This window comes from Microbulbifer aggregans (genome assembly GCF_020524005.1).
In the GTDB taxonomy this organism is placed as follows: Bacteria; Pseudomonadota; Gammaproteobacteria; order Pseudomonadales; family Cellvibrionaceae; genus Microbulbifer; species Microbulbifer aggregans_A.
The window spans coordinates 1-24,227 of the sequence record NZ_JAIVKK010000007.1 but is presented as its reverse complement, the minus strand read 5'-3'; the positions used below and the strand labels follow the sequence as shown (position 1 = coordinate 24,227).

The following is a 24,227-nucleotide window of genomic DNA, read 5'->3' as shown; positions in this document are numbered from 1 at the left end:
GCATCGGTATCCCGGTTGTGGTCATTGGTGCTGCAAACCGGAAGTTGCTCAAAATAAGATTCGAGTGCAGAGCATGGCGCGAAAATTGGTTTACGACTATGTCATCGTGGGCGCGGGTTCCGCCGGGTGTGTACTGGCCAACCGCCTGAGTGCAGATGAGCAGAATCGTGTTTGCCTGCTTGAATCGGGGCCATCCGATCACAATTTGCTGCTGCAATTGCCTGCGGGCATCAGCTATCTGGTGCCGGGCAAACGTTTCAATCTCCATCACTACACCGAACCCCAAAAACACCTCAACGAGCGCAAGCTGTTCTGGCCCCGCGGCCGGGTGCTCGGCGGCAGTAGCGCCATCAATGCAATGATCTACACCCGCGGGAACCCCGCGGATTACGACCTGTGGGGGCGTGCGGGCAACGCCGGCTGGGGATGGGAGGGATTGCTGCCATATTTTTTGCTCGCCGAAGGTAACCAGCGCGGCAGCGACGCCTACCACAGTGGCTACGGGCCGCTGGCAGTGTCGGACCTGAAGTGGATATCCGAGGCGGGCCGTGCATTCGTGCGTGCGGCTCAGGCGGCGGGGCATCGCCTGAATAACGATTTTAATGGTCATCAGCAGAATGGGGTCGGTTTTTATCAGGTGACCCAGAAGCACGGCCGCCGCTGTTCGGCGGCCACCGCCTACGTTTACCCAGTGAAAAACCGGCCAAATCTTTCCATTTATACTCGTGCCCAGGTGGCCGCGCTCAAATTCAAGGGCAGTCGGGTGTGTGCGGTCGAGCTGACGAATGGGCGCAAGATCATCGCCAACAAGGAAGTGATCCTGTGTGCTGGTGCAATCCAATCGCCCCAGCTTTTGATGTTGTCTGGCATCGGGCCGGAAGCGTCTTTGAAGAGGTTGGGTATCGTTCCCCAGGCGCACCTGCCCGGGGTCGGGCAAAATCTTCAGGACCATCTGGATATTACTCAGGTTGTAGAGGCGAATCAGGCGGTTGGATTTAATAACGCTCCATGGTCGATATTCACCTCGGCGCTGAAGATTTTCGATTACTGGTTGCTGAACAAAGGCATGCTGACCAGTAACGGCACCGAGGCCGGCGGCTTTGCCAGCTCCAGCCTGGCGGCGGGAAACCCGGACATACAATTTCACCTGACATCTGCACCGCTATTTAATCACGGTCTGCAGAAGCCGGAAGGCTATGGGTATTCACTGCACGCCTGCGCGTTGCGGCCAAAGAGCCGGGGATCGATCGAATTGGCTTCCCGCGACCCGCGCGCACTGCCATTGATCCAGCCAAATTACCTCAGCGCGCCGGAAGACCTGCAGGTAATGATTGAGGGATTCGAGATGGCCAGGGAAATCCTTGTACAGACGGATTTGCAGCGTTATCAAAAGCGCTGGTGGAGCCCCGGTGGTGCGTTGACCAAGCGTGCGGATATTGAGGAGTTTATTCGTCAGCATGCAGAGACCATCTATCACCCGGTGGGCACCTGCAAGATGGGAAGTGACGAACAGGCAGTGGTGGATAGCCAGTTGCGCGTGCACGGCGTCGATGGACTCCGGGTAGTAGATGCCTCCATAATGCCCACCCTCATTAGCGGCAATACCAATGCACCGGTTATTGCCATCGCGGAAAAAGCCGCGGAAATGATCCTGAATAAATCCCCGGTAGAACAGCGCCGCGAAGTACCTGAAGACGCATGATCTGGCATTGCCCCAATTGTAAACAGACACTGGAACCGCAGCAGAATACCTGGCGTTGTGCCAGTGGGCACACGTTTGACCGCGCCCGCGAAGGCTACGTAAATCTGTTGCCGGTGCAGAAAAAACGCAGCCGTGAGCCGGGTGACTCCGGAGAAATGCTGCAGGCGCGGCGGCGCTTTCTGGACGGTGGCCACTATCGACCGCTGGCGGATGCCATTTGTGCAATGCTTGCCGCCGGTGACAGTGTGCGGCAAGAACGGCGTTTGCTGGATATCGGTTGTGGTGAAGGCTATTACAGTCGGGCACTGGCTGCGGCCGGTTGGCCGGAAGAGCAAATTGCCGGAGTGGATATCGCGAAAGCGGGTGTGCGCCTGGCGGCGAAGCGGCAAGCGCGTGCGCAGTTTGCCGTGGCGAGCAGCTTTGAAATACCCCTGGCAGACAACACTGTGCACAGCATATTGAGAGTCTTCGCACCCGGTCCGGCATCGGAGTTGCAACGGATACTCGAGCCTGGTGGTGTGCTCCTGGATGTATCGCCGGGCCCGGAACACCTTTGGAGCCTGAAGCGCGCGCTGTATCGTGAACCGCGACAGCACCAGCCGCCGGCGCCACTGGAAGGATTCGAAACAGTGGCGGAAATGCGCTGCGCTTTTACGCTCCAAATCAAGGGGCGCGAAGTGATCTCAGATTTCCTTGCGATGACGCCTTTTGCCTGGAAAGGGGACGGTGAAGCGCGCGCGGAGCTGGAGCAGCGGGAAGAATTGCAACTGGAAGCGGACTTCCTGTTGCGCAAATTGACTGGGAAATAACATCGTGGCGACACCGCGAGATTTTATGTTTATGCAGCGGGCACTGGAGCTCGCGGCCAAAGGGGCGGAGCTCGGGGAAGTTCCGGTGGGCGCCGTGGTAGTGCTCGATGGCGAGATTATCGGCGAGGGTTTTAACCAGCCAATTACGTCGTCTGACCCCAGTGCCCACGCAGAAGTGGTCGCGCTGCGGGCTGCTGCGGCGCATCAGGAAAATTATCGCCTGCCGCAGAGCACCCTGTATGTCACCATCGAACCCTGTACCATGTGCTTTGGCACCTTGATTCATGCGCGGGTAGCGCGCCTGGTGTACGGTGCGGCCGAGCCTCGTGCGGGCGTCGTGGCGAGCCAGCTGCAATTGCCGTCACAGCCGTTTTTCAATCACAAAATTCAGGTGGAGGGCGGTGTGCTGGCGGAACAGGCGGGTGATCTGGTGAAAGCGTTTTTTCAGAAGCGGCGCTGACATGCTGTTATCTGTGCTCATCAACGGCTTTCTCGTGGCTTTCGCGGTGTTGATTCACCACGAGGTACTGAACAGCCTGTTCTTTCTGGGGCACAAGCTCAAGGTTCGCAGAAACCTGGGGGTTTTGATCGGGGTTTTTGGCGCCCTGGTTGGGCACGTGGTAGAAATCTGGATGTTCGCGTTCGGCTACTACTTCATGTACAACTCGCCGTACTTCGGCACTCTGACCGGAAACTTCAGTGGCACCCTGATCGACTGTGCCTATTTTTCCTTTACCACCTACACCTCACTCGGCTTCGGGGACGTAGAGCCCCACGGGGCACTGCGCTTCACCGCAGGTCTCGAAGCGCTGACCGGCCTGGTACTCATTACCTGGACGGCGTCTTTCCTGTTCCTGAAGATGCAGCGCTATTGGCGACGGTACGAAGAGAGCAGCTGAATACCGGCCCCTGAGGGCCGGCAATGCATTCAATTCTGCCCGGCCGAGGTATTCAACTGGCTGGCTTAGAGCTGGATGGCGGCGACTGTCTGCTCGACCACCGCTCGCAGCTGGCTTTCCATGGTTTCATCAACCATTTTGCCCTGCTCATCAAACACCTGGAAAGAGCCCGGTACTGCCAGCATCATCGGGGTGATCCAGGTTCCCAGTGGCTGCAGGATATCCCGCAAGTGGTTCAGGCCACGCATGCCACCCAGTCCGCCGGGGGATGTCGCGAATAGTGCTGCGCGTCGGCCTTCGAACAGTTCCGCGCGGCCGAATTGTGCGTCCGGGCGGGAAATCCAGTCGATCAGGTTTTTCAGAGCGGCTGTCACCGAGCCGTTGTACTCGGGGCTCGCCATCAGAAAACCGTCTGCGGTGGCGAATAGGTCCTTGAGCGCTCGCACGTTATCGGGCAGGCCCGCAGCCTCCACGTCTTCGTCAAACAGGGGCAGCGGATAGTCTCGCAGATTAACTTCAACGACTTCAGCGCCAGCCTCACGAGCCAGTCGCGCCGCGTTAGCAGCCAGGTAGCGGTTGTGGGAGTCCTTGCGCAGGCTGCCGGCCAGTGCCAGCAGGCGGGGCTTACGTTGTTCACTCATGGTTGAGGTCCTTTCAGGTACTTCTGTTTGGTTACTTCGCGGGAGCCGACTTTGGCTCCCGGCGTGTTCGGGGTCGTATTCGGGGTATTGGTCTATGGCGAGCATTCTCCTGTATCCGCATGGGAACATAAACCAAGTAGGTGCAATCTTTCTGTGCAAATTTGCACAGAAGTGAATGGCTTTCTAAAGTAGCGGTTACAGCAGATACGAAAGGGCGGAAACGTGGTCAAGGATTGGAACAATCTTCACTATGCGTTGGCGGTGGCCAAGGCGGGTACGCTTTCCGGAGCGGCGCTGGAACTGGAGGTTTCCCATTCCACCGTGCTGCGCCGGATCGATGCACTGGAGAAGTCGCTGAACACGCGTCTGTTCCACCGCCACGCCCGCGGATATGTACCCACGGAAGCCGGCCGAATACTGATGAGTGCCGCGGAGAATATGCAGGACCAACTCGACCTGCTGGTGGGGCGAGTGCAGGGCGTAGATGAAGAGCTACACGGCACGCTTATCATCACCACGGTCGCCAACCTGATTCCGCAGTTGATGCCCGTGATGTACCGGTTCCAGCAGCGTTACCCGCAGGTGAAATTGCAAATGGTCGCAGACCGGCGCCACTTGCGGCTGGAACATGGTGAAGCACATATCGGTATCCGCCCCGGGGCCCGGCCCACGGCACCGGACTATGTAGTGCAGGCTGGCCTGACACTGCAAAATTCACTTTACGCCTCTGCAGGCTATATTCGCGAATGTGGTCCTTTGCAGGCTCTGGATCTGATTGAGGGCCACCGCTTTATTTCCGCCATTGAAGAAATGCCCTTCATTCCATTTATCGACTGGATTGCGCGGAATGTGCCCGAGGAGCAGGTGGTGTTCCGGTGTAATGATTTCCGGGCCTTCGAGGATGCCGCCGCTGCTGGTGTTGGTATTGCCGCACTCCACTGCTGGTGTGGAGATAACGCCCCGCAGCTCACCCGATTGTTGCCCCCGCCGGAATCCTGGCAAACGGACCTCTGGCTGGTGACGCACCGGGACATGCACCGCACGCGAAAAGTGCAGCTGTTCCTTAACTGGATCAAACGCGAGTTGGCGAAACAGCCGCCAGAAATTGGTCTGAATTCATGACACGGTACATCAGGCGCGTAAGTACCAGTCGTTCCGCGAAAGGTTTACGGCAAGCTATCGAAAGTCTGCGTTGAATATGGTCGGAACGACCTTTTCCGGTGCTCTGCTATAGTACCGGCTGCCCGCAAACGGGCTGATCCCAAAACCTGAATAATAACCGGGAGATTTCATGAACGGGTTGCGAAAGTTTCCGCATTCTTTGGTTGTATTGTCACTGGCCCTGATCACTACCCTTGCGGGGTGTGGCAAACCGCAAGCGCCGGTCTCGCAGGGCGATGTCGAGGGCACGTCAGAACAATCACCGGCGGGTTCAGCGGAAAAAAGTGAGGAATTGGACGGCCTCGATAATATTGCGGAATCCTATGTGCGGTTGGTGCTGACACTTGGCAATCACGACAAAAGTTACGTTGATGCCTATTACGGTCCGGCGGAGTGGAAAGCTGCGGCGGGAGAAGACGCGGCTTCGGCAGCCGAGCTCGCCAGCCGGGCAGAACAGCTTCTGGCGCAGTTGCCGGACACTATTGCGCCGTCTTCCGACCTGGACACACTGCGCGCCCACTATCTGAAAACCCAGCTGCGCGCCGTCGTATACCACGCGCACCACCTTGCCGATGCCAACTTCCGGGACTTTGACCGCGAAGCACTGGCGCTCTACAACACGGCACCACCGGTGCAGCAGTTCAGCGATTTTGAACCGGTATTGGCGGAACTGGAAAAAGAGCTGCCGGGCAGCGAACCACTCTACCTGCGAGTCAAAGCGTTTCAGGATCAATTCGAAATTCCGGCGGACAGGATGGCTGCGGTATTTGACGCCGCAATCAAAGGCTGCCGTGACCGTACCAAACAGCATGTAAAACTGCCCGCGAACGAAAACTTCGTGCTCGAATATGTTCAGGGTAAGCCCTGGAGCGGGTACAACTGGTACCAGGGCAACGCCCAGAGCCTGATTCAGATCAATACCGAGCTGCCCATTCACATTGAGCGCGCGGTGGATCTCGGTTGCCACGAGGGCTATCCCGGGCACCACACGTACAACGCGCTGCTGGAACAGAACCTGGGTAAAGATCGTGGTTGGGTTGAATACAGTGTGTATCCGCTTTTCAGCCCCCAGTCTCTGATAGCCGAGGGCAGTGCCAATTACGGTATCGACCTCGCATTCCCTGGCGAGCAGCGACTGGCGTTTGAAAAAGACGTGCTGTATCCGCTGGCCGGGCTCGATCCGCAGCAAGCCGAAAAATATGCACGGGTTCTGGCGCTGCAAAGCAAGCTCAGCTTTGCCGAGAACATCGTTGCCCGCCAGTACATCAATGGCGACATCGACGCGGACAAGGCCGTCGAACTGTTCCAGCAGTACGGTCTACGGAGCCCGGAAAAGGCGAAACAGCGGGTAAGCTTTGTGGATACCTACGGCGCCTATGTCATCAACTACAACTGGGGCAAGCAGTTGGTAAAAGAGTTTGTGGAGGAGGGAGGCAGCTCTGAAGACGAGCGCTGGCAGCGCTTTGCCAAACTACTGTCTTCGCCGCGTTTGCCGTCGTCTCTGGATTGGTGACCTCGGTGGATTACGCTACCGCACGCCACTATCTGCTGGACCGGCCCGAGGCCGAAGAGGTCTTTCCCTTCGGCCCGGATGTGGCGGTGTTCAAAATCAAGGGGAAAATGTTTGCCACCCTCGCACAGGATGCCGGCATCGCGCGGACCAACCTCAAATGTGACCCGGACGAAGCCCAGGCCCTGCGGGATATTTTCAGCGGCGTCCTGCCCGGGTACCACATGAACAAAAAGCACTGGAATACGGTGCTGCTGGACGGCAGTGTGCCCGATCATGAAATCGAGCGAATGGTGGACCGTTCCTATGGCCTGGTGGTGAAAGGGTTGAAGAAGGTGGAGCGGGATGCGCTGGAACTGGCATATTCAGCGGAAGAAATTTATCGCTAGCAGTGCAATCGAGCAACTCGGGGCGGGAGGCGAGCGGCTTTGAATCAGGTATCATGCGCCCCATTGTGTGGGAGGTATCAGCAGCGGCGCAGTGCGGATGCTGTTTGAAAATTAGCCTGCCGAAATACAGAATCAGGAGTGAATGTGGAAGAGTTTATTGTCGACGTTACCGTCCAGAACGCCCAGCAGGTATTGATCGAAGAGTCCATGAAACGCCCGGTGGTGGTGGACGTGTGGGCTGACTGGTGCGAGCCTTGCAAGCAGTTGATGCCAGTGCTGGAGAAACTCGCCAATGAATACGCCGGGCAGTTCCTGCTCGCAAAGCTGAACGCGGATACCGAGCAGGCGCTGGCGGGTCAGCTGGGCGTACGCAGCCTGCCCACGGTGATGCTGCTGAAAGATGGCCAGCCGGTTGACGGGTTTGCCGGGGTGCAGCCAGAGCAGCAGATTCGCGAGATGCTGGACAAGTATTTGCCCAAGTCGTGGGACGTTCAGTTGCAGGAAGCGCAGAAACTGATTGCCGAAGGCGATGTGGATGGTGCGCAACCACTGTTGCGCGCGGCTTACGCGGATTCCGGCGAGCGCGCGGATATCGCCAAGCAGTATGCCGCAGTACTGCTGGAGAAAAACCGCGTGAAAGATGCGGAAGAGGTGCTGGGTAAAATTCTGATGGCGGATCAGGACACAGATTATCAGCAGCTGATGGCCCAGTTGGAGCTGAAGCAGCAGGCGGCGGACTCTCCGGAGATTCAGGCGCTGCAGCAGGCGCTGGCGGCGAACCCCGATGATTTCGAGTCCGCTTACAATCTGGCGGTTCAGTACAGCCAGACCGAGCGGCATGAGGAGGCGCTGGAATTGCTGTTGAATATACTGCGCCGCGATATGGGCTTTGCCGATGGAGCGGCCAAACAGGCGTTTCTCGATATCGTGAAAGCGCTGGGCAAGGGCGATCCGCTCGCGGCGCAATACCAGCGCAAGCTGATGACACTGATGTTCTGAATATGTACAAACTCTGCGTTTATATTCCCGAGTCTCATGTGGAGCCGGTGAAGCAGGCGCTGTTTGCGGCCGGCGCCGGCCGCATCGGCGATTACGACAGTTGCTGCTGGCAGGTGAAGGGCACCGGCCAGTTCCGCCCGCTGGACGGCAGCCAGCCGTTTATCGGTCAGACCGGGCAGGTTGAGCAGGTGGTCGAATACCGGGTGGAAACGGTCTGTGAAGATCACGTGGTTGATGATGTGCTTGCCGCCATGCGCGCTGCGCACCCGTATGAAGAACCGGCGTTTGATCTCTGGAAACTGGATGAGCGCTGCGGCTGATTGATTTTCGCTCGAGCCCTGGCCGGTACGGGGTTCTATTTTACTTTGGTGGCGGCAAAGCACTGGGTTTCCGTTTTCGAAACCGCTGTGAATACATCCCTGTACGCTGCGTCGGCGCCGTCCATGGCGCCGACGCTTTCGAAAACGGATACCCAGTGCTTTGCCTTCGCGTAAAGTTTTGAGCTGGCGAACCGGACTTAGATTCAGGGTGCAGGGTTTGAATCGAAGGCAAAGTGCCTGGGGCTGATTTTCAGAACTGTCGCAAACAGGGACGTTTGCGACAGAGCGTACAGGGATGTATTCACAGCGGTTCTGAAAACCAGCCCCAGGGACTTTGCCGCCACTAGACTCGAAATGAAGGCAGGGGCTGGAAGCTATGGTTAGAGCTTCCGCTCAATAACCCCGCGATGTAATCCAAACACACCTTTTTCGCGGTCGCTGAAGTAGTGCTTCAGGGTCTGTGTCATCACCGGGAAGGCCATCTCGTCCCACGGAATATCCTTCTCGTCGAACAACTCAACTTCCAGTGATTCAGGCCCCGGGCCGAAATCCGTGTCGGTTAATTCGCCACGGTAGAGCAGGTATACCTGGTTGATGTGGGGGATGTCGTAGACGGAAAACAGGTCGTCTACGCGAATGCGCGCGCGCGCTTCTTCCCAGGACTCCCGCAGTGCGCCCTGCTCACTGCTTTCCCCGTTTTCCATAAAGCCCGCCGGCAGGGTCCACAGGCCGTGGCGTGGCTCGATGGCGCGTTTGCACAGCAGCACCTGATCGCCCAGATAGGGCAGTACGCCGACAATCACGCGGGGGTTTACGTAGTGGATGGCGCCGCAATCGCGGCACAGGTGGCGGGGACGGTCGTCGCCGGCCGGGATTTCGAAAACAACGGAGTTGCCACAGTGGCTGCAAAATTTCATGGCGCAAGTATACCCGCGGAACCGGACTGTGCCAGCCCGATGACAGCGCCTTGCCTATAGTGGAAAGAGGTCATTCCATGTAGTAGGCGGTGGTTGATAGCCCATGGCGCGTTTTCCGATATTACTGATGTTATCGCTCGCCATTTTTGGCTGTGCAAAAAAAACGGAGCCGCCCGCGCCAAAAGCCCCGCCCGTTGAAGTGCTCGCCGTGCGTACCCATCAGGTTATTCCCCGCTTCGAATACGTCGGTCGTGTGGAAGCTACCGACGAATTCAAGGTGCGTCCCCGGGTGGAGGGGTATATCGAGAGCCGCAATTTTGTCGAAGGGCAAATGGTGCAAAAGGGCGAGCTGCTCTACGTTATTGATCCCAAACCTTATATGGCCGCGCTGGAGAACCAGCGTGCCAACCTTTCCCAGGCGCGTTCGTCATTTTCCGTGGCCGAGCGCAATTATCGCCGCGGTCGACAACTGGTGGAAACCGGAGCGATCAGCCAGGTGCAGATGGATGAACTGAGGGGAAACTACGAAGAAGCGCGCTCCAATGTCGAGGCCATGGAAGCCAATGTGGAAGCCGCCACGCTGAACCTCAATTACACCGAGATCCGCGCGCCGCTTACCGGTCTGATCGGGCGCAGCGAATTTACCGAAGGCTCGCTGGTCGGGCCCGCCACTGACCCGCTGACGTCCATCGTGCGCATGGACCCCATCTACGTGTCATTCGAAGTGCCGGAAAACCGCCTGTTTGCGGTGCAGTCAGAGGCGACGCGGCGCCAGCAGGCCGGGCAGACTCCAGAGACCCGTGAAGTCCGTATCAAACAGCCAGACGGCAAACTCTATCCCTATCCCGGGTTGATCGTCTTTGTGGACAACCAGATCGACCCGACCACCGGTTCGGCAAAGGTACGCGCCCGTTTTCCCAACCCGGAGCAGTTACTGGTGCAGGGCCAGTTTGCGCGCATTCTCATCCGCGTGTTTTCAGGACGGGAAGGCGTCAAACCACTGGTGCCCCAGTCTGCGGTACTGGAAGACATGCAGGGGCGGTTTGTGTATGTCGTTGACGACAACAATATCGCGAAAAAGCGCTACCTGAAGCTGGGGCAGCGGGACGGCGAGCTCTGGGCGGTGGACGAAGGCCTGAAGGCCGGGGAGCGGATTGTGGTGAACGGATTACAGCGGGTGGCCGAAGGCAAGCCGGTGGCGCCGCAGAATACCGCCCTCGATCCCTACAAAGGGCTGAAAGTATCCAAGCCGCCGGCGGACCAGAGTCCGTTGCAGCAGATACGGGAAGGAGATGTATCCGGGCTGGAGGAACCGGGAAGCGACAGGGCGCGTGAGCGGGCCGGAGAAGCCAGGCCGCGGCAGGATTCGGAATACCGGGAAGGTGAGCGCGAGCCCGATGAGTATTTCGATGGCAAATAAACCTATGCGCAATTGCACCGGGTTATGCGCTGATCCTGTCGCCGGGAGAGGCGCGATATGATCAGTGAAACGTTTATCCGGCGGCCGCGCTTTGCGCTGGTGATTTCCATCCTGATCACGCTCGCGGGCCTGCTGTCGCTGCCGATGCTCCCGATCGCCCAGTTCCCGGATATATCGCCGCCTACGGTAATGGTTTCTGCCAGTTATCCCGGCGCCAGCGCCGAGGTAATGCGCGACAGCGTTGCCGTGCCCATCGAATCCCAGGTCAATGGGGTCGAGGGCATGCAGTACATGTCTTCCACCAGCAGTAACGACGGCACTTACACCCTTACCGTCACCTTCGAAAGCGGTTACGACGGGGACATTGCCCAGGTCAATGTCCAGAACCGGGTGCAGCAGGCCACGCCCAGTTTGCCGTCGGAAGTTACCCGCAGTGGTGTCACGGTTGAAAAGCGCAGCAACACCATCCTGATGACGGTGAACCTGTTTTCACCGGAAGACAAATTCGACACCCTGTTCCTTGCCAATTACGGCGAAATCTTTATTGCCGACGAACTGGCGCGGGTGGATGGCGTCAGTGATGTGGAAATTCTCGGCGCGCAAAACTACGCCATGCGGTTGTGGCTGAATCCCGACAAGATGGCCGCGCTGGACGTCACCGCCGGCGACGTCATTGCTGCGGTGCAGGCGCAGAACCTGCAGGTGGCGGCGGGCAAGATCGGTGCACCGCCGACCAAGAAAGAGCAGCAATTCCAGTACAGCCTGATCGCCAGGGGGCGCCTCGAAAGTGCGGAGGAATTTTCCAATATCAGCATCCGCTCGAAACCGGATGGCGGCATTGTACGGATGCGCGATATCGCGCGGGTGGAGCTTGGGAGTCAGAGTTACAGCGCCTATGGCCAGCTGGATGGTAAGCCCGCGGCAGTGATTGCGGTGTATCAGTTGCCCGATGCCAATGCGTTGGAAGTGGCGACTAAAGTGCGAGAGAAAGTGGCGGAGCTTGCGCAGCGGTTTCCCGAGGGGCTGAAAGCAGAGCCGCTCTACGACACCACCGATTTTGTGCAGGCTTCGATCGATGAAGTGGTGACCACCCTGTTGGTGGCGCTGGCGCTGGTTATTCTGGTGGTCTTCGTGTTTCTGCAGGACTGGCGCGCGACGCTGATACCGGCAATTGCCATTCCGGTCTCACTGATCGGCACTTTCGCGGTGATGTATGTGTTGGGAATGAGCATCAATACTGTCACCCTGTTCGCGCTGATTCTCGCGATTGGTATCGTGGTGGATGACGCCATCATCGTGGTGGAAAATACCCAGCGCCTGCTGACCGAGGGAATGGAACCGAAAGAGGCGGCGATAGAATCCATGCGCGAAGTCACCGGGCCGGTGATCGCCACTACCGCGGTGCTGTTTGCGGTGTTCGTGCCGGTGATGCTGATGCCGGGCCTGACCGGCAAGATGTACCAGCAGTTTGCGATGACCATCTCCATTTCCGTGGCGATTTCCAGTGTTAACGCCCTGACCCTGAGCCCGTCCCTGAGTGCCAGCCTGCTGCGTCCGCAGAGGGAGGGAGAACAGGGCAAACGGGGCGGGCTGCTTTCCGGCGTGTTTGGTTTCTTCAATAAATTCCTGCAGGGCGCGACGAATCTGTATACCGGCATTGTGCGTGTCTGCGTGCGGTTGCCGCTGATCGGACTGGCGAGTATTGCCGGGATCATGGCACTGTGTATCTGGCTGTTTTCCGCCGTGCCTACCGGGTTTATTCCGAACGAGGACCAGGGTTTTTTCATGATGAATGTGCAGTTGCCCGACGGTGCGACGCTGGAGCGCACTGCACCGGTAGTTAACCGCCTGGGGGAACAGCTGCGGCAGATTGACGGTGTCGCCCATGTGATGGCAGTGCCCGGATTCAGCCTGCTTTCTGGCGGGCTGGTGCCGAACGCGGCGTTCATGATCGTCATCCTGCATCCGTGGGAAGAGCGGCCTACACGGGAATTGAATCAGTTTGCCATTTTGCAAAAGGCCCAGCAGATCGGGGCGACGGTAAAGGAGGCCCGGGTGCAGGCATTTCCGGTGCCGGCGCTGCCGGGGCTCGGTTCGATCGGTGGTTTTGAATATGTACTGGAAGACCTGCAGGGACGGAGTGTCCAGGAGCTGGCCGGGGTGCTCTATGCCCTGCTGGGCGAGGCGAACCAGCGTCCGGAAATTGCCCAGGCCTTCACCACCTACCAGGCCGCGACGCCCCAATTGCGCCTGAATCTGGATAAGGACAAGGCCCACATCCTGGGGCTCAATCTGTCTGATGTGTACCTGACATTACAGACCTATCTCGGCGGCTATTACATCAACGACTTCAACCGCTATGGCAAGGTTTTCCAGGTGCTGGCCCAGGCCGATTCCGAGTACCGGGACAGCGAAGAAGATCTTGCAGGCTTTTTTGTGCGCGCCAACAGTGGCGGACTGGTGCCGGTCAACTCGGTTGCCGAAGTGGAGCCCATCGTCGGGCCGCAAACGGTCCAGCGCTACAACCTGTACAACAGTATCAATGTGAATGGCGCCGCCGCGCCGGGTTACTCCAGTGGTGAGGCCATGCGCGCAATGGAGGAGCTCGGTGCCCAGCTGCCGGAGGGGTACAGCTACGAGTGGACCGGGGCCAGTCTTGAGGAAATCAGTGCTGGCAATATGGCGCCGATCCTGTTTGCCCTGGCGGTGCTGTTTGCCTACCTGTTCCTTGTCGCACAGTACGAGAGCTGGACGATACCGATCGCGGTATTGCTGGCGATACCGATCGCCATTGCCGGCGGTCTACTGGCCTGCTGGATCGTAGGGGCCGAAAGCAATCTCTACACCCAGATCGGGCTGGTACTGCTGATTGGCATCGCCGCCAAGACCGCCATCCTGATGGTCGAGTTTGCCATGGTGCAGCGGGAGCAGGGGGTATCCATTGAAGAAGCCGCATTGCAGGCCACACGGCTGCGCTTGCGCGCCGTACTGATGACCTCACTCGCGTTTGTGCTGGGGATTTTTCCGTTGGTGATCGCTACCGGCGCTGGCGCCGCCAGCCGCGTGTCTCTTGGGCTCGCTGTCTTCGGTGGCATGCTTGCTGCAAGTCTGTTTTCGACTTTCCTGGTACCGATTTATTACGCACTGGTGCAATCGGTGCGGGAAAAGGTCAAGGGACGGGGTACACCGGCCGATACCAGTACCGAGGCGGCGCAGAACCCGCCATAAAGCGTGTGGTCACAACAGTGGCCAATCCCGCTCACGCGGGTATAGTTAACTTAGATTCCGTAGTGGTAAACGTTACAGACAATGCTGGAACTCATCGAACGTAAATTTTCCCAAGTCAAACGCGAGCTGGAGTCGAAGGTGCCCCGCGGCCCCGACCTGCACGGTCATGCGGCCGTATTGCTCGCCCTGACCGATGAGCCGGACCCGCAGGTCATCCTGACCCTGCGCTCCCAGCAGCTCTCCAGCCATTCTGGCGAGGTTTCCCTCCCCGGTGGGCGCTGGGACGAGACCGATCCCTCGCTCAAATACACCGCACTGCGTGAAACCCACGAAGAAATCGGCCTGCCAGCGGAAGACGTGCGTATCCTCGGTCCCCTGTGGACCCGCAGCACCCGCTGGCAGGTGGAGGTCACTCCCTGGCTGGGGGTGGTATCGGCAGATGCCAAACTGACCCCAAACCCCGGCGAGCTGGACGCGATTTTCCGCGTGCCGCTGTCGTACTTTTTCGGTGATCCGCGTATCCGCACTGACCGTATCACCATCGACCAGCGCCGCATTTACCTGCCCGCGTACGTGTACGAGGGCTACGAGATCTGGGGCTTTACCGCCGGTGTACTCACCGAATTCCTGGTGCGTGTCCTGGATGCGCCCATTGGCCGGAGAGACGATGTTCCCCTGCGCGCGCTGAATTGAGGTACGTCGGGCGGTTATAATCGCCGCCACATTTTCCTTCCTGACGAAGTTTTCATGCCGAGACCCAAATCTGCCGTGGCTCTGGAGGACGTGCACTGGAGCGCCCTCAAATCCCTGATTCCCTACCTGCTGGAGTTCCGGCGCCAGGTGTTCCTGGCCCTGTTGTGTCTTGTCGGTGCCAAGGTGGCCAGTGTCGGTTTGCCGTTCCTGCTGAAACACATCGTCGACGACCTGGATGCCGCAGGAGGCACTGCCGCTGCCATTGCGTTGCCACTGGGGCTGCTACTGGCCTATGGCTTTGTGCGGTTTTCATCGGTGCTGTTCGGCGAGCTGCGGGATACCATTTTTGGTCGTGTGACCGAACGCGCGCAGCGCCGCATTGGCCTCGCGGTATTCCAGCACCTGCACCGGCTCGACCTGGATTATCACCTCAACCGCCGCACCGGTGGGCTGTCGCGGGATATCGAACGCGGCAACAGCGGCATCGGTTTCCTGATGCGCTTTATGGTGTTCAACATCGTGCCGACCCTGGTGGAAATCGCCATGGTGGTGGGCCTGCTGTGGTGGAACTACAGCGTGGGTTTTGCGCTGCTGGTGATGGGCGCGGTGGTGACCTACATCGTATTTTCCGTGGTGGCCACCGAGTGGCGCACCCGTTTTGTGCGCGAGCTGAACCAGGCCGAATCCCAGAGCAGCAGCCGTGCGGTGGACAGTCTGCTCAATTACGAAACCGTCAAATACTTCGGCAACGAGCGCCACGAGGCGCGCCACTACGATGCCGAACTGGCCGAGTGGGAAACTGCACGGCGCAAGAACCGCCTGTCGCTGTTCGGCCTCAATGCGGGTCAAGCACTTATCATTGCCGCCGCCATGTGTGGCGCCATGATCCTGGCCGCAGTGCACGTTACCCGTGGCGATATGACCATCGGTGATTTTGTACTGATCAACGCCTTCATGATGCAGATTTTTATCCCGCTCAACTTTCTCGGTTTCGTGTACCGGGAAATGAAAGGCTCACTGGCCAACATCGAAAAAATGTTTTCGATCCTCGATGTAAAACCGGCGATTGAAGATCACGTGGACCCGGCGGAGCTGACGATTCGTGACGGTCACATTGCGTTTGAAAATGTGCGTTTCGGCTACCGCCCGGACCGGGAAATCCTCAAGGGCGTGAGTTTTACCGTGGCGCCGAAACAGAAGGTCGCGATTGTCGGTGCCAGTGGCGCGGGCAAGTCCACGCTGTTCAAGCTGCTGTTCCGCTTTTACGACGTGACCGGCGGGCGCATTCTCATCGACGGCCAGGATATCCGCGCAGTGAGCCAGGATTCCCTGCGCCGTGCTATTGGCGTGGTGCCGCAGGATACGGTGCTGTTCAACCAGTCGATCCTCGAGAACGTACGCTACGGGCGCGTGGGTGCCAGTGACGAAGAGGTGATGGAAGCCATTCGCCACGCTCAGCTGGATGATTTTATCGCGCAGCTGCCCGAGGGCGTCGACACCATGGTGGGCGAGCGCGGCCTGAAGCTCTCCGGCGGGGAAAAGCAGCGTGTGGCCATTGCCCGCGCACTGCTCAAACGACCGCCAATCATGGTCTTTGATGAGGCCACATCGTCCCTCGACAGTCACTCGGAACAGGGCATCCTGAAAGCACTGGCAGAGATATCCCGAGAGCAGACCACCCTGGTGATAGCGCACCGGTTATCGACCATCGTGGATGCGGACCTGATATTGGTACTGGACCAGGGCCAGGTGGTGGAAGAGGGCAGCCACAGTGACCTGATCAGTGCTGATGGCCACTACGCCTCCCTGTGGCGCATGCAACAGCGTGAGCGCAGTATCGACGCGATATCGCTTTCGCCCTGATACCACGGAGGCGTAAAAACTGCCTTTCGGCGGCCGTTGGGTGACGTATTTTGCTCCGCGGGCAGCCAAATTCAGAGGATTATCGGGCGAACCAGGATTGCTGGACATCTCCCGAGGGCACATTTAATGTGACTCGCATGCTGCGGCCTATTCCGCAGCGCACTTCAATAAATCATCAGGCGAGAATCTGAATGAAATCTGCAATTTTTGCTGCTTCCGCACTGGCGCTTGCCGTGCTCGGCGGATGTGCCGCTGACGAGAAAAACACCCCTAAGATTGATCCAGCGAGCGAAACCAAAGCCGCCAAGACCGAGGCGGTACAACCCTCTGCCGAAGCCAAAGCCGGCAGTATTGCCAAGGGCGTGGATCCTTCACGGTTCAATATTTATGCACCGGTTGAGCTGAATGCGGACCTCTCCACCCTGAGCGATAACCAGCGCCAGCTGATCGGCCTGCTGATCGACGCCAGTAAGATCATGGATCAACTGTTCTGGCTGCAGTCATACGGCCCGGCGCAGGAATTGCTGAGCGGTATCGAAGACAGCGGAGCGCGTACCTTCGCCAATATTAATTACGGCCCCTGGGATCGCCTGAACGACAACAAGCCGTTTATCGAAGGCTACAGCGACAAGCCCCTGGGTGCCGAGTTTTACCCCGAAGACATGTCCAAGAAAGAGTTCGAAGCCTGGCAGCAGCCCGGCAAGGCCAGACTCTATTCCCTGGTGCGCCGCGACAGTAATGGCAAGCTGAAACTCGTGCCTTACCACGAAGCGTACAAAACCGAGCTGACCAAAGCGGCGGACCTGCTGCGCCAGGCTTCCGCACTGGCGGAAGACCAGGAATTTGCCAGCTACCTGCAGCTGCGCGCCGACGCACTGCTGACCGACGACTTCCGCACCAGTGACATGGCGTGGATGGATATGAAGAACAACCGCATCGACGTAGTAATCGGCCCGATCGAAAACTACGAAGACCAGCTGTTCGCCTATCGCACTGCGTACGAGTCCTACGTGCTGCTGAAAGACATGGCGTGGAGCGAGAAGCTGGCCAAGTTTGCCGCCTTCCTGCCGGAACTGCAGCGCGGCCTGCCGGTGGATGACGCCTACAAGGCGGAAACTCCCGGAACCGATTCCGACCTGAATGCTTACGATGTGCTGTACTACGCGGGCCACAGCAATGCGGGCTCCAAGACCATCGCCATCAACCTGCCGAACGACGAAGAAGTTCAGCTGGCCAAGGGCACCCGTCGCCTGCAGCTGAAGAATGCCATGCGTGCCAAGTTCGACCAGATCCTGGTGCCGATCAGCGGCGTGCTGATTGCCGAAGACCAGCGTAAGCACATCACCTTCGATGCCTTCTTTGCCAACACCATGTTCCACGAAGTGGCCCATGGCCTCGGCATCAAGAAAACCGTGACCGATGGCAGTAACGTACGCCAGGCGCTGAAGGAAACCTCCTCCGCGCTGGAAGAAGGCAAGGCAGATATCCTCGGCCTGTACATGATCACCAAGCTGCACGAGAAGGGTGAGATTGAAGAGGGCGTGCTGATGGACAACTACGTCACCTTCCTCGCCGGTATCTTCCGCAGTGTGCGTTTCGGTGCGGCCAGTGCCCACGGCAAGGCGAACATGATGCGCTTTAACTTCTTCCAGGAGAACGGCGCCTTCACCCGCGACGAAGCGACTGGCGAGTACAGCGTGGACTTCGAGAAAATGCAGGAAGCCATGACCAAGCTGTCCAACCTGATCCTCACCATTCAGGGCAATGGCGACTACAAACAGGCCGTTGAACTGCTGGATGGCAAAGGTGTGGTTGGCGCTGCGCTGCAGGCAGATCTCGACCGTCTCAAGGACGCCGATATTCCTGTGGACGTGACTTTTATCCAGGGCCGTGAAGTACTCGGGCTGAAGTAACTTGGTAATTTCGACCCTGCAGCGGTTAACCATGTTTGCCGCTAAGGTGTCGATGCCGGGTACAGCCTTGTGAGACCTTCCGCGAGAGGGACCTCGCGGAAGAGCCCCCAGGGATGGGTATACGGCGTGTCTCACAAGGCTGTACCCGGCAGCGGCACCGCCACTTAACCTGCTACTGGCGCGACAAAAGAAGGTAAGCTGCCCGTAAATGAACGTTCGCGGCACAAGTTGCGATCACTTCTCATTTTTATTTGGTTTGCGTCGAAAAGTTCTGTCTGCGCAGAATCCAACACCTTCTCCCAAATCGTGTAAAATCGCCGCCTTCGAGACGACAACCGGAGCCGGCAATGACCATTATCCGCCAGGACGACCTGATCGACAGCGTGGCCGACGCGCTGCAGTTCATCTCTTATTACCATCCCCAGGACTTTATCAAGGCACTCAACACCGCCTATGAGAAAGAGGCCAACCCGGCGGCGAAAGACGCCATGGCCCAGATCCTGATCAACTCCCGCATGTGTGCCCAGGGCCACCGCCCCATCTGTCAGGACACCGGTATCGTGACCGTGAAACTGAAAGTGGGCATGAACGTGCAGTGGGACGCCGACATGAGCGTCTCCGACATGGTCAATGAAGGCGTACGCCGCGCCTACAACAACCCGGACAACGTACTGCGTGCCTCCATCCTTGCGGATCCGGACGGTGCCCGTAAAAACACCGGCGACAACACCCCGGCGGTTATCCACTACGAAATCGTTCCCGGCGACACCGTAGACGTCTACGTTGCAGCCAAGGGCGGCGGCAGTGAAGCCAAGAGCAAGTTCGCCATGCTGAACCCGTCCGACTCCGTGGTCGACTGGGTACTGGAAATGGTGCCGAAAATGGGCGCTGGCTGGTGTCCGCCCGGCATGCTGGGTATCGGTGTTGGCGGTACTGCCGAGAAGGCCATGCTGCTGGCCAAAGAATCTCTGCTCGACCCGATCGACATCCAGGAACTGCAGGAGCGCGGTGCATCCAACCGTGCCGAAGAGCTGCGCCTGGAGCTGTACGACAAGGTCAACAAACTGGGCATTGGCGCCCAGGGCCTGGGTGGCCTCACCACCGTGCTGGATGTGAAGGTCAAAGACTACCCAACCCACGCCGCCAACAAGGCCGTGGCGATCATTCCGAACTGTGCCGCCACCCGTCACACCCACTTCACCCTCGACGGTTCTGGCGCTGCGCGCCAGACCCCGCCGAAGCTGGAAGACTGGCCGGAAATCACCCGCGAAGCCGGTGCCAACACCCGCCGCGTGAATCTGGATGAAGTGACCGCAGAAAACGTACTGAGCTGGCAGCCGGGCGAAACCCTGCTGCTGAACGGCAAGATGCTGACCGGCCGCGACGCCGCGCACAAGAAAATGGTCGACATCCTGGCGTCTGGTGAAAAACTACCGGTAGACCTGACCGGCCGCTTTATCTACTACGTGGGCCCGGTTGATCCTGTTCGTGAAGAAGTGGTTGGCCCGGCGGGCCCCACCACTGCGACCCGTATGGACAAGTTCACTCGCACCATGCTGGAAGAAACTGGCCTGCTGGGCATGATCGGTAAAGCCGAACGCGGCCCCACTGCCATCGAAGCGATCCGTGACAACAAAGCGGTATACCTGATGGCAGTAGGCGGTGCAGCCTACCTGGTGGCCCAGGCCATCAAAGATGCGAAAGTCATCGCCTTCCCGGAACTCGGTATGGAAGCCATCTACGAGTTCGACGTGCAGGATATGCCGGTAACCGTAGCGGTGGATAGCAACGGTGAATCCGTACACAACACCGGTCCGGTGATCTGGAAGCACAAGATCGAAGAGGGTGCGGTGTAATTCCACCTACTTTCTTCACCTTAAAGCGAAAAGCCGGCTCCAATTTGGAGCCGGCTTTTTTGTGTCTGAACGTTGGGCTAAAAGCCCTGAATTCAGTAATTGGGCTATCGATTGGCGCGTGACTGATCTCAGATCAGTAGCAGTAAAGGTAGACAATTCGTAACTGTATGAATATAAAGTAGTTTTTTTAAAACTTCGTGCGGGCATATCAAGGGATATATGGCGTATCTGCCATATATTTCTGTGGAGGGGGGAAGTTGGAAGTTGTAAGGGCTTGTAATTTCTAAGTTTTCTCGATTTTGTTAATGTTAGGCGTTTGGATATATAGCACTGACATATATGGTCGGGGCTATTGAATAAACTGTTATGGTGCCGGTCGGTAAAAATTAGTGTTTGTGTGGCTGGTATTTCTGCGCATTGTTTTGGGAATCCAGTACTCGGCTTTTATGCCAGTCACATTCAAGCAGTTTCGTTCCTAGAGCGTTCGCTGTGGTTCGGTAGAATAGGGCAATTCCGCTGCAGTATCGTGGAGTGCCAATAAGATAAAAATTGGTTGGGGAAAGTGCGGTATTCTTTCCTCGTTTTAATGGGCAGTGGCCAGCCAATCCGTGGCTGGCAAAGTGCCGGAAAGCAGGCCCGGAGTGCGGCATACCATAACAAGGCGCTGTAGTATGCTCCGGCCCCTGCGGGGCCTCCGCGGGACGGCCTACGCTACGCTCCGGCCGCCCCTAAGCGCGGCGTTATGCTCTCTTCAGAGTCATCGAGTAAACATGAGAAATTTCTTTAAAAAATTCTTCAAAAAAGAGCCCGCGATTGAGGATTCTGTCGAAGGTTACTTCCAAGCTATAAGGGGCTGGCTTGAGAATAACGCTGATTCTATTAAGGAAAATCTCAATGGATCTGCAACTGAAGCTGATCTTTCATGCGTAGAGTCAGAATTGGAAATAGTAATCCCTCAAAAAGTCAGAGATGCCTATCTCATCCATAACGGTGAAAGAGCGGATTCTGATGGTCTATTTGGACTGTGGCGGTGGCTTCCACTTGATGAAATGAAAGTAGAATTTCATAAGCTCCAAGAATTTTCTGATTCAAAGATTGCTCGTATACCTCTATTACTATCACCAGGCGGCGATATTCTATATGTAGAGTCCGGTAGTAGCGGCGAAATCGTAGAGTGGTGGCATGAACGCCCGTCACGTGATGTTAAGCATTCAGATTTTCAAGAATATCTCAAGTGGTTCGTGGGAAAACTATATGAGGGTGGGTATGTATATTTGCCTGGGGAAATGGCAGGTCTCGTAGACAAATCGGAGCTATGAGCATAACAATGCGCTGCAGGCCGACGGCCAACTTTGTGCACTTTGTGCGCGGTCGCTGCGCTCCCATTATCGCGCATAAAGCGCCCAAAATTGTCCGCGGCTGAGCGCGGCGTTAAATTTCGAGCATGAACGAGCCAAGAATAAAAACAGCCAACACCAGCAACGGATACATGATTTTGTCGGCCATGGTGATCGGATTCATGCATTACTTAATGCTTGAGCAGCTTTTACTCCGTGTAGAGTCAAAGACTTCGCTGATTTTTATTGTTGGTGTGGTAATTCTGATTTTTTCGTTATTTTTTATACTCTTTGGAGTAAATAGAGTCAGATACAGGTTGTTTAAATGTCAAGATTGCAAGAAGCATATTGGCAAGCTGGAGTCGCACAGTAAGGAGCCAGGAAGTCCTATTTATCAATTCTGTACCAGCTGCAATGTGTTATGGCTAGTGGCAAAAATACCAATGCCCAGGTCACATTCAGAAGGCGGTGGCATTGGAGACTCTGGCTTCGGTGGTGAGTAAATTTAACAAAGCAATGCAGCCGACGTCTTACTTTGTGCGCTTTTTGCACGGTCGCTGCGCTCCCATTTTTGTGCAAAGCGCACACAAAGTAAGCCGCGCCTGATTGCGGCGTTAAGTGAGTAAAGGAGTACCGATGAAGTCATTTATATTTAATCTGGCCGGCCTTCTTGGCTCTTGGCAATTTATTGAGCTTTCTTCTGAAGATTCCCTCAATTCAGTCCTTGCACCTATCGTTTTTGGCGGCTTTCTCATATCTAGTATTCTTTGGTTCATTGTTAAATTTGGTGTGAATCAGCGAACCAATGGCGGATCATATATTGGGGGAGATGCCGGTGGTCATGGCGGTGGCGGTGGCGGTGACTGCGGAGGTGGGGGAGATGGCGGGTGCTAGCCCCCCACTTAACAATCACGGGCAGTGATGCTGCGGCCCTCCGGGCCTCCGCGGGACGGCTTACCTTATGCACGTTTTACGCGGTTCGCTTCGCTCTCATTTTCGCGCAAATCGCGCATAAGGTAAGCCGCCCCTGCCGTGGGCGTTAAGCATCCAATGAAAATGAGCCACGAAGAATACGTCGAGAAGCAACGCAAGAGGGCCGCAGAAGTTGCAAGCGGAATGCTCGATGATTCTATTCATTATCTTGAGGGAGCAATAGAGTTGTCTTCACTTAGATTTGAGGTCGACTTGCCTGAAGACGATAAAGATTTTCTTGCTTTTACTGGGGTTGCTTCGGAAATCGATCATTTACCAATTGGTAAGCCGAGACAATCTTGGTCAAAAGAGGCCCTCGAACGGCATGAACCAGAAATTCAGGAATCTATTAAGTGGGCAAAGGAGTTCTCTTTGTCAGAATGCAAGTCTATCGTAGCAAGGTTCAATGCTTAACAATGCGAGGCATTTCGTTCCGGCCCTGCGGGCCTCCACCGGACAGCTTACTTTGTGCACTTTATGCGCAAATCGCTTCGCTCCTATTTTTGCGCATAAAGCGCCCAAAGCAAGCTGCCGCTGCTCGCGGCGTTAATTGTAAAATCAGGTGCAGATGAAATTTTCAACATGTTTTCTTCTATGTGTATCGTTGTTTCTATCTGGTTGCACAATTCTCGGCATGGCCGTCGATAAGAAGTTTAACGACTTTGAGAATCGTGATAAGTCAGTGCTAGACACAAAAACCTATGATCATTCTGCTATGAAAGCGGGATTTGAGGCTGATAAGAGAATCGTCAAGGCTGTACTTGAGTCAACTGGCGAAGAGGAGGGTGAGTCTATCGCAGTGGATCGAAATGTTCCCGTTCAGTGTCAGCCACCATTAACACAAGTTTGCTCTGCCAAGGAAAATGTGTGCGTCTGTACGAGGCCTCGTGTTCCCAATTAACAAGGCCGGGCAATTCGCTCCGGGCCTGCGGCCCTCCGCGGGACAGCTTACCTTGTGCACGTTTTGCGCGGGTCGCTGCGCTCCTATTTTCGCGCAAAACGCGCACAAGGTAAACTGCCCCTGCCGGCGGCGTTATCTACTTTTAAGAAATGAATATTTATAAGGTTGTTTTTTGGCTGCTTCTTTTTTGGGTTTTAGCAACAATCGCCCTTCGAATTTATTGGTTTAAAAAAGAACGCTACGGTTACGCCAGCTGGTTTTTTGAATGGCTCCTTGCTTGTTTTTCATGCGCTGGCGTGTACGTTGTTGCATTCAATCAACCCTTTCTTAAGCAAACGTTTTGGTGGTTCGTATTGCTCGTTGTTGTAGTATCGAGTGTCTACAGGCTGCAAAGCCAACGTTTCAAACAACAAGTGGAGCAACTTTCGTTAAAGCAATTTCTGTTCATAAAAATGTTAATGGCGCTTTTCACATTACCAGTTGCTATTATTCTATTTATAAATGCAAGCAACTATACTGGCGTATGGGGCACGTAGATAACAAGCGCAAGCAGTTTGCTCGGAACCTAACCCGCTTTCGCACACACCTCCATCTAACGGAATTGGAGGTGTCGAATGGCACGAAGAAAGCACTACAACCGCTATGACGATGATTTCAAGGCAACAGCAGTCTCGCTATCCGAGATTCCTGGTGTGCT

Annotated in this window: 21 protein-coding genes; 19 read left to right on the top strand and 2 right to left on the bottom strand. The window is 56.6% G+C overall.

What is annotated here, in order from left to right; translation table 11 throughout:
* Nucleotides 1-73: 73 nt before the first annotated feature.
* Genes LC093_RS13505 through LC093_RS13490 form a run of 4 tightly spaced genes read left to right on the top strand, consistent with a single transcriptional unit; the run spans nucleotide 74 to nucleotide 3,410 of the window.
* Nucleotides 74-1,702: a GMC family oxidoreductase gene (locus LC093_RS13505; RefSeq protein WP_226665653.1), complete on the top strand. Its 1,629-nt coding sequence runs from the start codon at nucleotides 74-76 to the stop codon at nucleotides 1,700-1,702.
* A complete protein-coding gene (rlmA, locus tag LC093_RS13500; RefSeq protein ID WP_226665649.1) occupies nucleotides 1,699-2,511 on the top strand; it encodes a 23S rRNA (guanine(745)-N(1))-methyltransferase in 813 nt (270 codons plus the stop codon). The genes LC093_RS13505 and rlmA overlap by 4 nt, the downstream gene beginning before the upstream one ends.
* Nucleotides 2,512-2,536: 25 nt before the next feature.
* The gene (gene tadA, locus LC093_RS13495) at nucleotides 2,537-2,971 is read left to right on the top strand and encodes a tRNA adenosine(34) deaminase TadA (RefSeq protein ID WP_264193090.1); all 435 of its coding nucleotides are present in this window, start codon (nucleotides 2,537-2,539) and stop codon (nucleotides 2,969-2,971) included.
* Nucleotide 2,972: 1 nt separating this feature from the next.
* On the top strand, nucleotides 2,973-3,410 hold the full coding sequence (locus tag LC093_RS13490; RefSeq protein ID WP_226665644.1) for a potassium channel family protein: 438 nt from the start codon (nucleotides 2,973-2,975) through the stop codon (nucleotides 3,408-3,410).
* Nucleotides 3,411-3,475: 65 nt separating this feature from the next.
* Here LC093_RS13490 and LC093_RS13485 read toward each other — a convergent pair whose 3' ends face one another.
* The gene (locus LC093_RS13485; protein ID WP_226665642.1) at nucleotides 3,476-4,051 is read right to left on the bottom strand and encodes an NADPH-dependent FMN reductase; all 576 of its coding nucleotides are present in this window, start codon (nucleotides 4,049-4,051) and stop codon (nucleotides 3,476-3,478) included.
* A gap of 222 nt (nucleotides 4,052-4,273) precedes the next feature.
* On the opposite strand from LC093_RS13485, the gene LC093_RS13480 reads away from it, so the two are divergent.
* The 5 genes from LC093_RS13480 to LC093_RS13460 all read left to right on the top strand — a co-directional run bounded on the left by LC093_RS13480 (nucleotide 4,274) and on the right by LC093_RS13460 (nucleotide 8,430).
* Nucleotides 4,274-5,173 (top strand): LysR family transcriptional regulator, encoded by a 900-nt coding sequence (locus LC093_RS13480; protein ID WP_226665639.1) that lies wholly within the window; start codon nucleotides 4,274-4,276, stop codon nucleotides 5,171-5,173.
* 169 nt (nucleotides 5,174-5,342) lie between these two features.
* The gene (locus tag LC093_RS13475) at nucleotides 5,343-6,725 is read left to right on the top strand and encodes a hypothetical protein (protein ID WP_226665637.1); all 1,383 of its coding nucleotides are present in this window, start codon (nucleotides 5,343-5,345) and stop codon (nucleotides 6,723-6,725) included.
* A gap of 5 nt (nucleotides 6,726-6,730) precedes the next feature.
* Complete coding sequence (locus LC093_RS13470) at nucleotides 6,731-7,111, top strand: MmcQ/YjbR family DNA-binding protein (protein ID WP_226665635.1); 381 nt, start codon at nucleotides 6,731-6,733, stop codon at nucleotides 7,109-7,111.
* A 144-nt stretch (nucleotides 7,112-7,255) separates the two neighbouring features.
* Nucleotides 7,256-8,110: a thioredoxin gene (gene trxA / locus LC093_RS13465; protein ID WP_226665632.1), complete on the top strand. Its 855-nt coding sequence runs from the start codon at nucleotides 7,256-7,258 to the stop codon at nucleotides 8,108-8,110.
* Between the two features lie 2 nt (nucleotides 8,111-8,112).
* Nucleotides 8,113-8,430: a YqfO family protein gene (locus tag LC093_RS13460; RefSeq protein ID WP_226665630.1), complete on the top strand. Its 318-nt coding sequence runs from the start codon at nucleotides 8,113-8,115 to the stop codon at nucleotides 8,428-8,430.
* Nucleotides 8,431-8,810: 380 nt separating this feature from the next.
* On the opposite strand, the gene LC093_RS13455 is transcribed toward LC093_RS13460, so the two are convergent.
* On the bottom strand, nucleotides 8,811-9,347 hold the full coding sequence (locus tag LC093_RS13455) for an NUDIX hydrolase (protein WP_226665628.1): 537 nt from the start codon (nucleotides 9,345-9,347) through the stop codon (nucleotides 8,811-8,813).
* A gap of 103 nt (nucleotides 9,348-9,450) precedes the next feature.
* On the opposite strand from LC093_RS13455, the gene LC093_RS13450 reads away from it, so the two are divergent.
* From LC093_RS13450 to LC093_RS13405, 10 genes are all read left to right on the top strand, one after another.
* Entirely contained in the window at nucleotides 9,451-10,767 is a 1,317-nt protein-coding gene (locus tag LC093_RS13450) for an efflux RND transporter periplasmic adaptor subunit (protein ID WP_226665626.1), read from the top strand.
* Nucleotides 10,768-10,824: 57 nt separating this feature from the next.
* Nucleotides 10,825-13,995: an efflux RND transporter permease subunit gene (locus LC093_RS13445; protein ID WP_226665624.1), complete on the top strand. Its 3,171-nt coding sequence runs from the start codon at nucleotides 10,825-10,827 to the stop codon at nucleotides 13,993-13,995.
* Between the two features lie 81 nt (nucleotides 13,996-14,076).
* Nucleotides 14,077-14,688 (top strand): NUDIX hydrolase, encoded by a 612-nt coding sequence (locus LC093_RS13440; RefSeq protein ID WP_226665622.1) that lies wholly within the window; start codon nucleotides 14,077-14,079, stop codon nucleotides 14,686-14,688.
* A 54-nt stretch (nucleotides 14,689-14,742) separates the two neighbouring features.
* Nucleotides 14,743-16,551 carry an ABCB family ABC transporter ATP-binding protein/permease gene (locus LC093_RS13435; protein ID WP_226665620.1) on the top strand — a complete coding sequence of 603 codons (1,809 nt, stop codon included), beginning with the start codon at nucleotides 14,743-14,745 and terminating at the stop codon, nucleotides 16,549-16,551.
* A 191-nt stretch (nucleotides 16,552-16,742) separates the two neighbouring features.
* Nucleotides 16,743-18,464, top strand: coding sequence for a dipeptidyl-peptidase 3 family protein (locus LC093_RS13430; RefSeq protein WP_226665617.1), 1,722 nt, complete (start codon nucleotides 16,743-16,745; stop codon nucleotides 18,462-18,464).
* A 347-nt stretch (nucleotides 18,465-18,811) separates the two neighbouring features.
* Nucleotides 18,812-20,320 carry a fumarate hydratase gene (locus LC093_RS13425; protein WP_226665615.1) on the top strand — a complete coding sequence of 503 codons (1,509 nt, stop codon included), beginning with the start codon at nucleotides 18,812-18,814 and terminating at the stop codon, nucleotides 20,318-20,320.
* Between the two features lie 770 nt (nucleotides 20,321-21,090).
* Complete coding sequence (locus tag LC093_RS13420) at nucleotides 21,091-21,639, top strand: SMI1/KNR4 family protein (RefSeq protein ID WP_226665613.1); 549 nt, start codon at nucleotides 21,091-21,093, stop codon at nucleotides 21,637-21,639.
* Nucleotides 21,640-22,293: 654 nt separating this feature from the next.
* Complete coding sequence (locus LC093_RS13415) at nucleotides 22,294-22,551, top strand: hypothetical protein (RefSeq protein ID WP_226665611.1); 258 nt, start codon at nucleotides 22,294-22,296, stop codon at nucleotides 22,549-22,551.
* A gap of 162 nt (nucleotides 22,552-22,713) precedes the next feature.
* Entirely contained in the window at nucleotides 22,714-23,043 is a 330-nt protein-coding gene (locus LC093_RS13410) for a DUF2489 domain-containing protein (RefSeq protein ID WP_226665608.1), read from the top strand.
* Nucleotides 23,044-23,679: 636 nt separating this feature from the next.
* Nucleotides 23,680-24,066, top strand: a complete 387-nt coding sequence (locus LC093_RS13405; protein WP_226665606.1) for a hypothetical protein — start codon at nucleotides 23,680-23,682, stop codon at nucleotides 24,064-24,066.
* Nucleotides 24,067-24,227 lie beyond the last annotated feature (161 nt).

Excerpts from the sequence above, each read along its gene's own strand:
- LC093_RS13505 (WP_226665653.1), top strand. The coding sequence starts at position 74 with ATGGCGCGAAAATTGGTTTACGACTATGTCATCGTGGGCGCGGGTTCC.
- rlmA (WP_226665649.1), top strand. The coding sequence starts at position 1,699 with ATGATCTGGCATTGCCCCAATTGTAAACAGACACTGGAACCGCAGCAG.
- tadA (WP_264193090.1), top strand. The coding sequence starts at position 2,537 with ATGTTTATGCAGCGGGCACTGGAGCTCGCGGCCAAAGGGGCGGAGCTC.
- LC093_RS13490 (WP_226665644.1), top strand. The coding sequence starts at position 2,973 with ATGCTGTTATCTGTGCTCATCAACGGCTTTCTCGTGGCTTTCGCGGTG.
- LC093_RS13485 (WP_226665642.1), bottom strand. The coding sequence starts at position 4,051 with ATGAGTGAACAACGTAAGCCCCGCCTGCTGGCACTGGCCGGCAGCCTG.
- LC093_RS13475 (WP_226665637.1), top strand. The coding sequence starts at position 5,343 with ATGAACGGGTTGCGAAAGTTTCCGCATTCTTTGGTTGTATTGTCACTG.
- LC093_RS13460 (WP_226665630.1), top strand. The coding sequence starts at position 8,113 with ATGTACAAACTCTGCGTTTATATTCCCGAGTCTCATGTGGAGCCGGTG.
- LC093_RS13455 (WP_226665628.1), bottom strand. The coding sequence starts at position 9,347 with ATGAAATTTTGCAGCCACTGTGGCAACTCCGTTGTTTTCGAAATCCCG.
- LC093_RS13450 (WP_226665626.1), top strand. The coding sequence starts at position 9,451 with ATGGCGCGTTTTCCGATATTACTGATGTTATCGCTCGCCATTTTTGGC.
- LC093_RS13445 (WP_226665624.1), top strand. The coding sequence starts at position 10,825 with ATGATCAGTGAAACGTTTATCCGGCGGCCGCGCTTTGCGCTGGTGATT.
- LC093_RS13440 (WP_226665622.1), top strand. The coding sequence starts at position 14,077 with ATGCTGGAACTCATCGAACGTAAATTTTCCCAAGTCAAACGCGAGCTG.
- LC093_RS13435 (WP_226665620.1), top strand. The coding sequence starts at position 14,743 with ATGCCGAGACCCAAATCTGCCGTGGCTCTGGAGGACGTGCACTGGAGC.
- LC093_RS13430 (WP_226665617.1), top strand. The coding sequence starts at position 16,743 with ATGAAATCTGCAATTTTTGCTGCTTCCGCACTGGCGCTTGCCGTGCTC.
- LC093_RS13425 (WP_226665615.1), top strand. The coding sequence starts at position 18,812 with ATGACCATTATCCGCCAGGACGACCTGATCGACAGCGTGGCCGACGCG.
- LC093_RS13420 (WP_226665613.1), top strand. The coding sequence starts at position 21,091 with ATGAGAAATTTCTTTAAAAAATTCTTCAAAAAAGAGCCCGCGATTGAG.
- LC093_RS13415 (WP_226665611.1), top strand. The coding sequence starts at position 22,294 with ATGAAGTCATTTATATTTAATCTGGCCGGCCTTCTTGGCTCTTGGCAA.
- LC093_RS13410 (WP_226665608.1), top strand. The coding sequence starts at position 22,714 with ATGAGCCACGAAGAATACGTCGAGAAGCAACGCAAGAGGGCCGCAGAA.
- LC093_RS13405 (WP_226665606.1), top strand. The coding sequence starts at position 23,680 with ATGAATATTTATAAGGTTGTTTTTTGGCTGCTTCTTTTTTGGGTTTTA.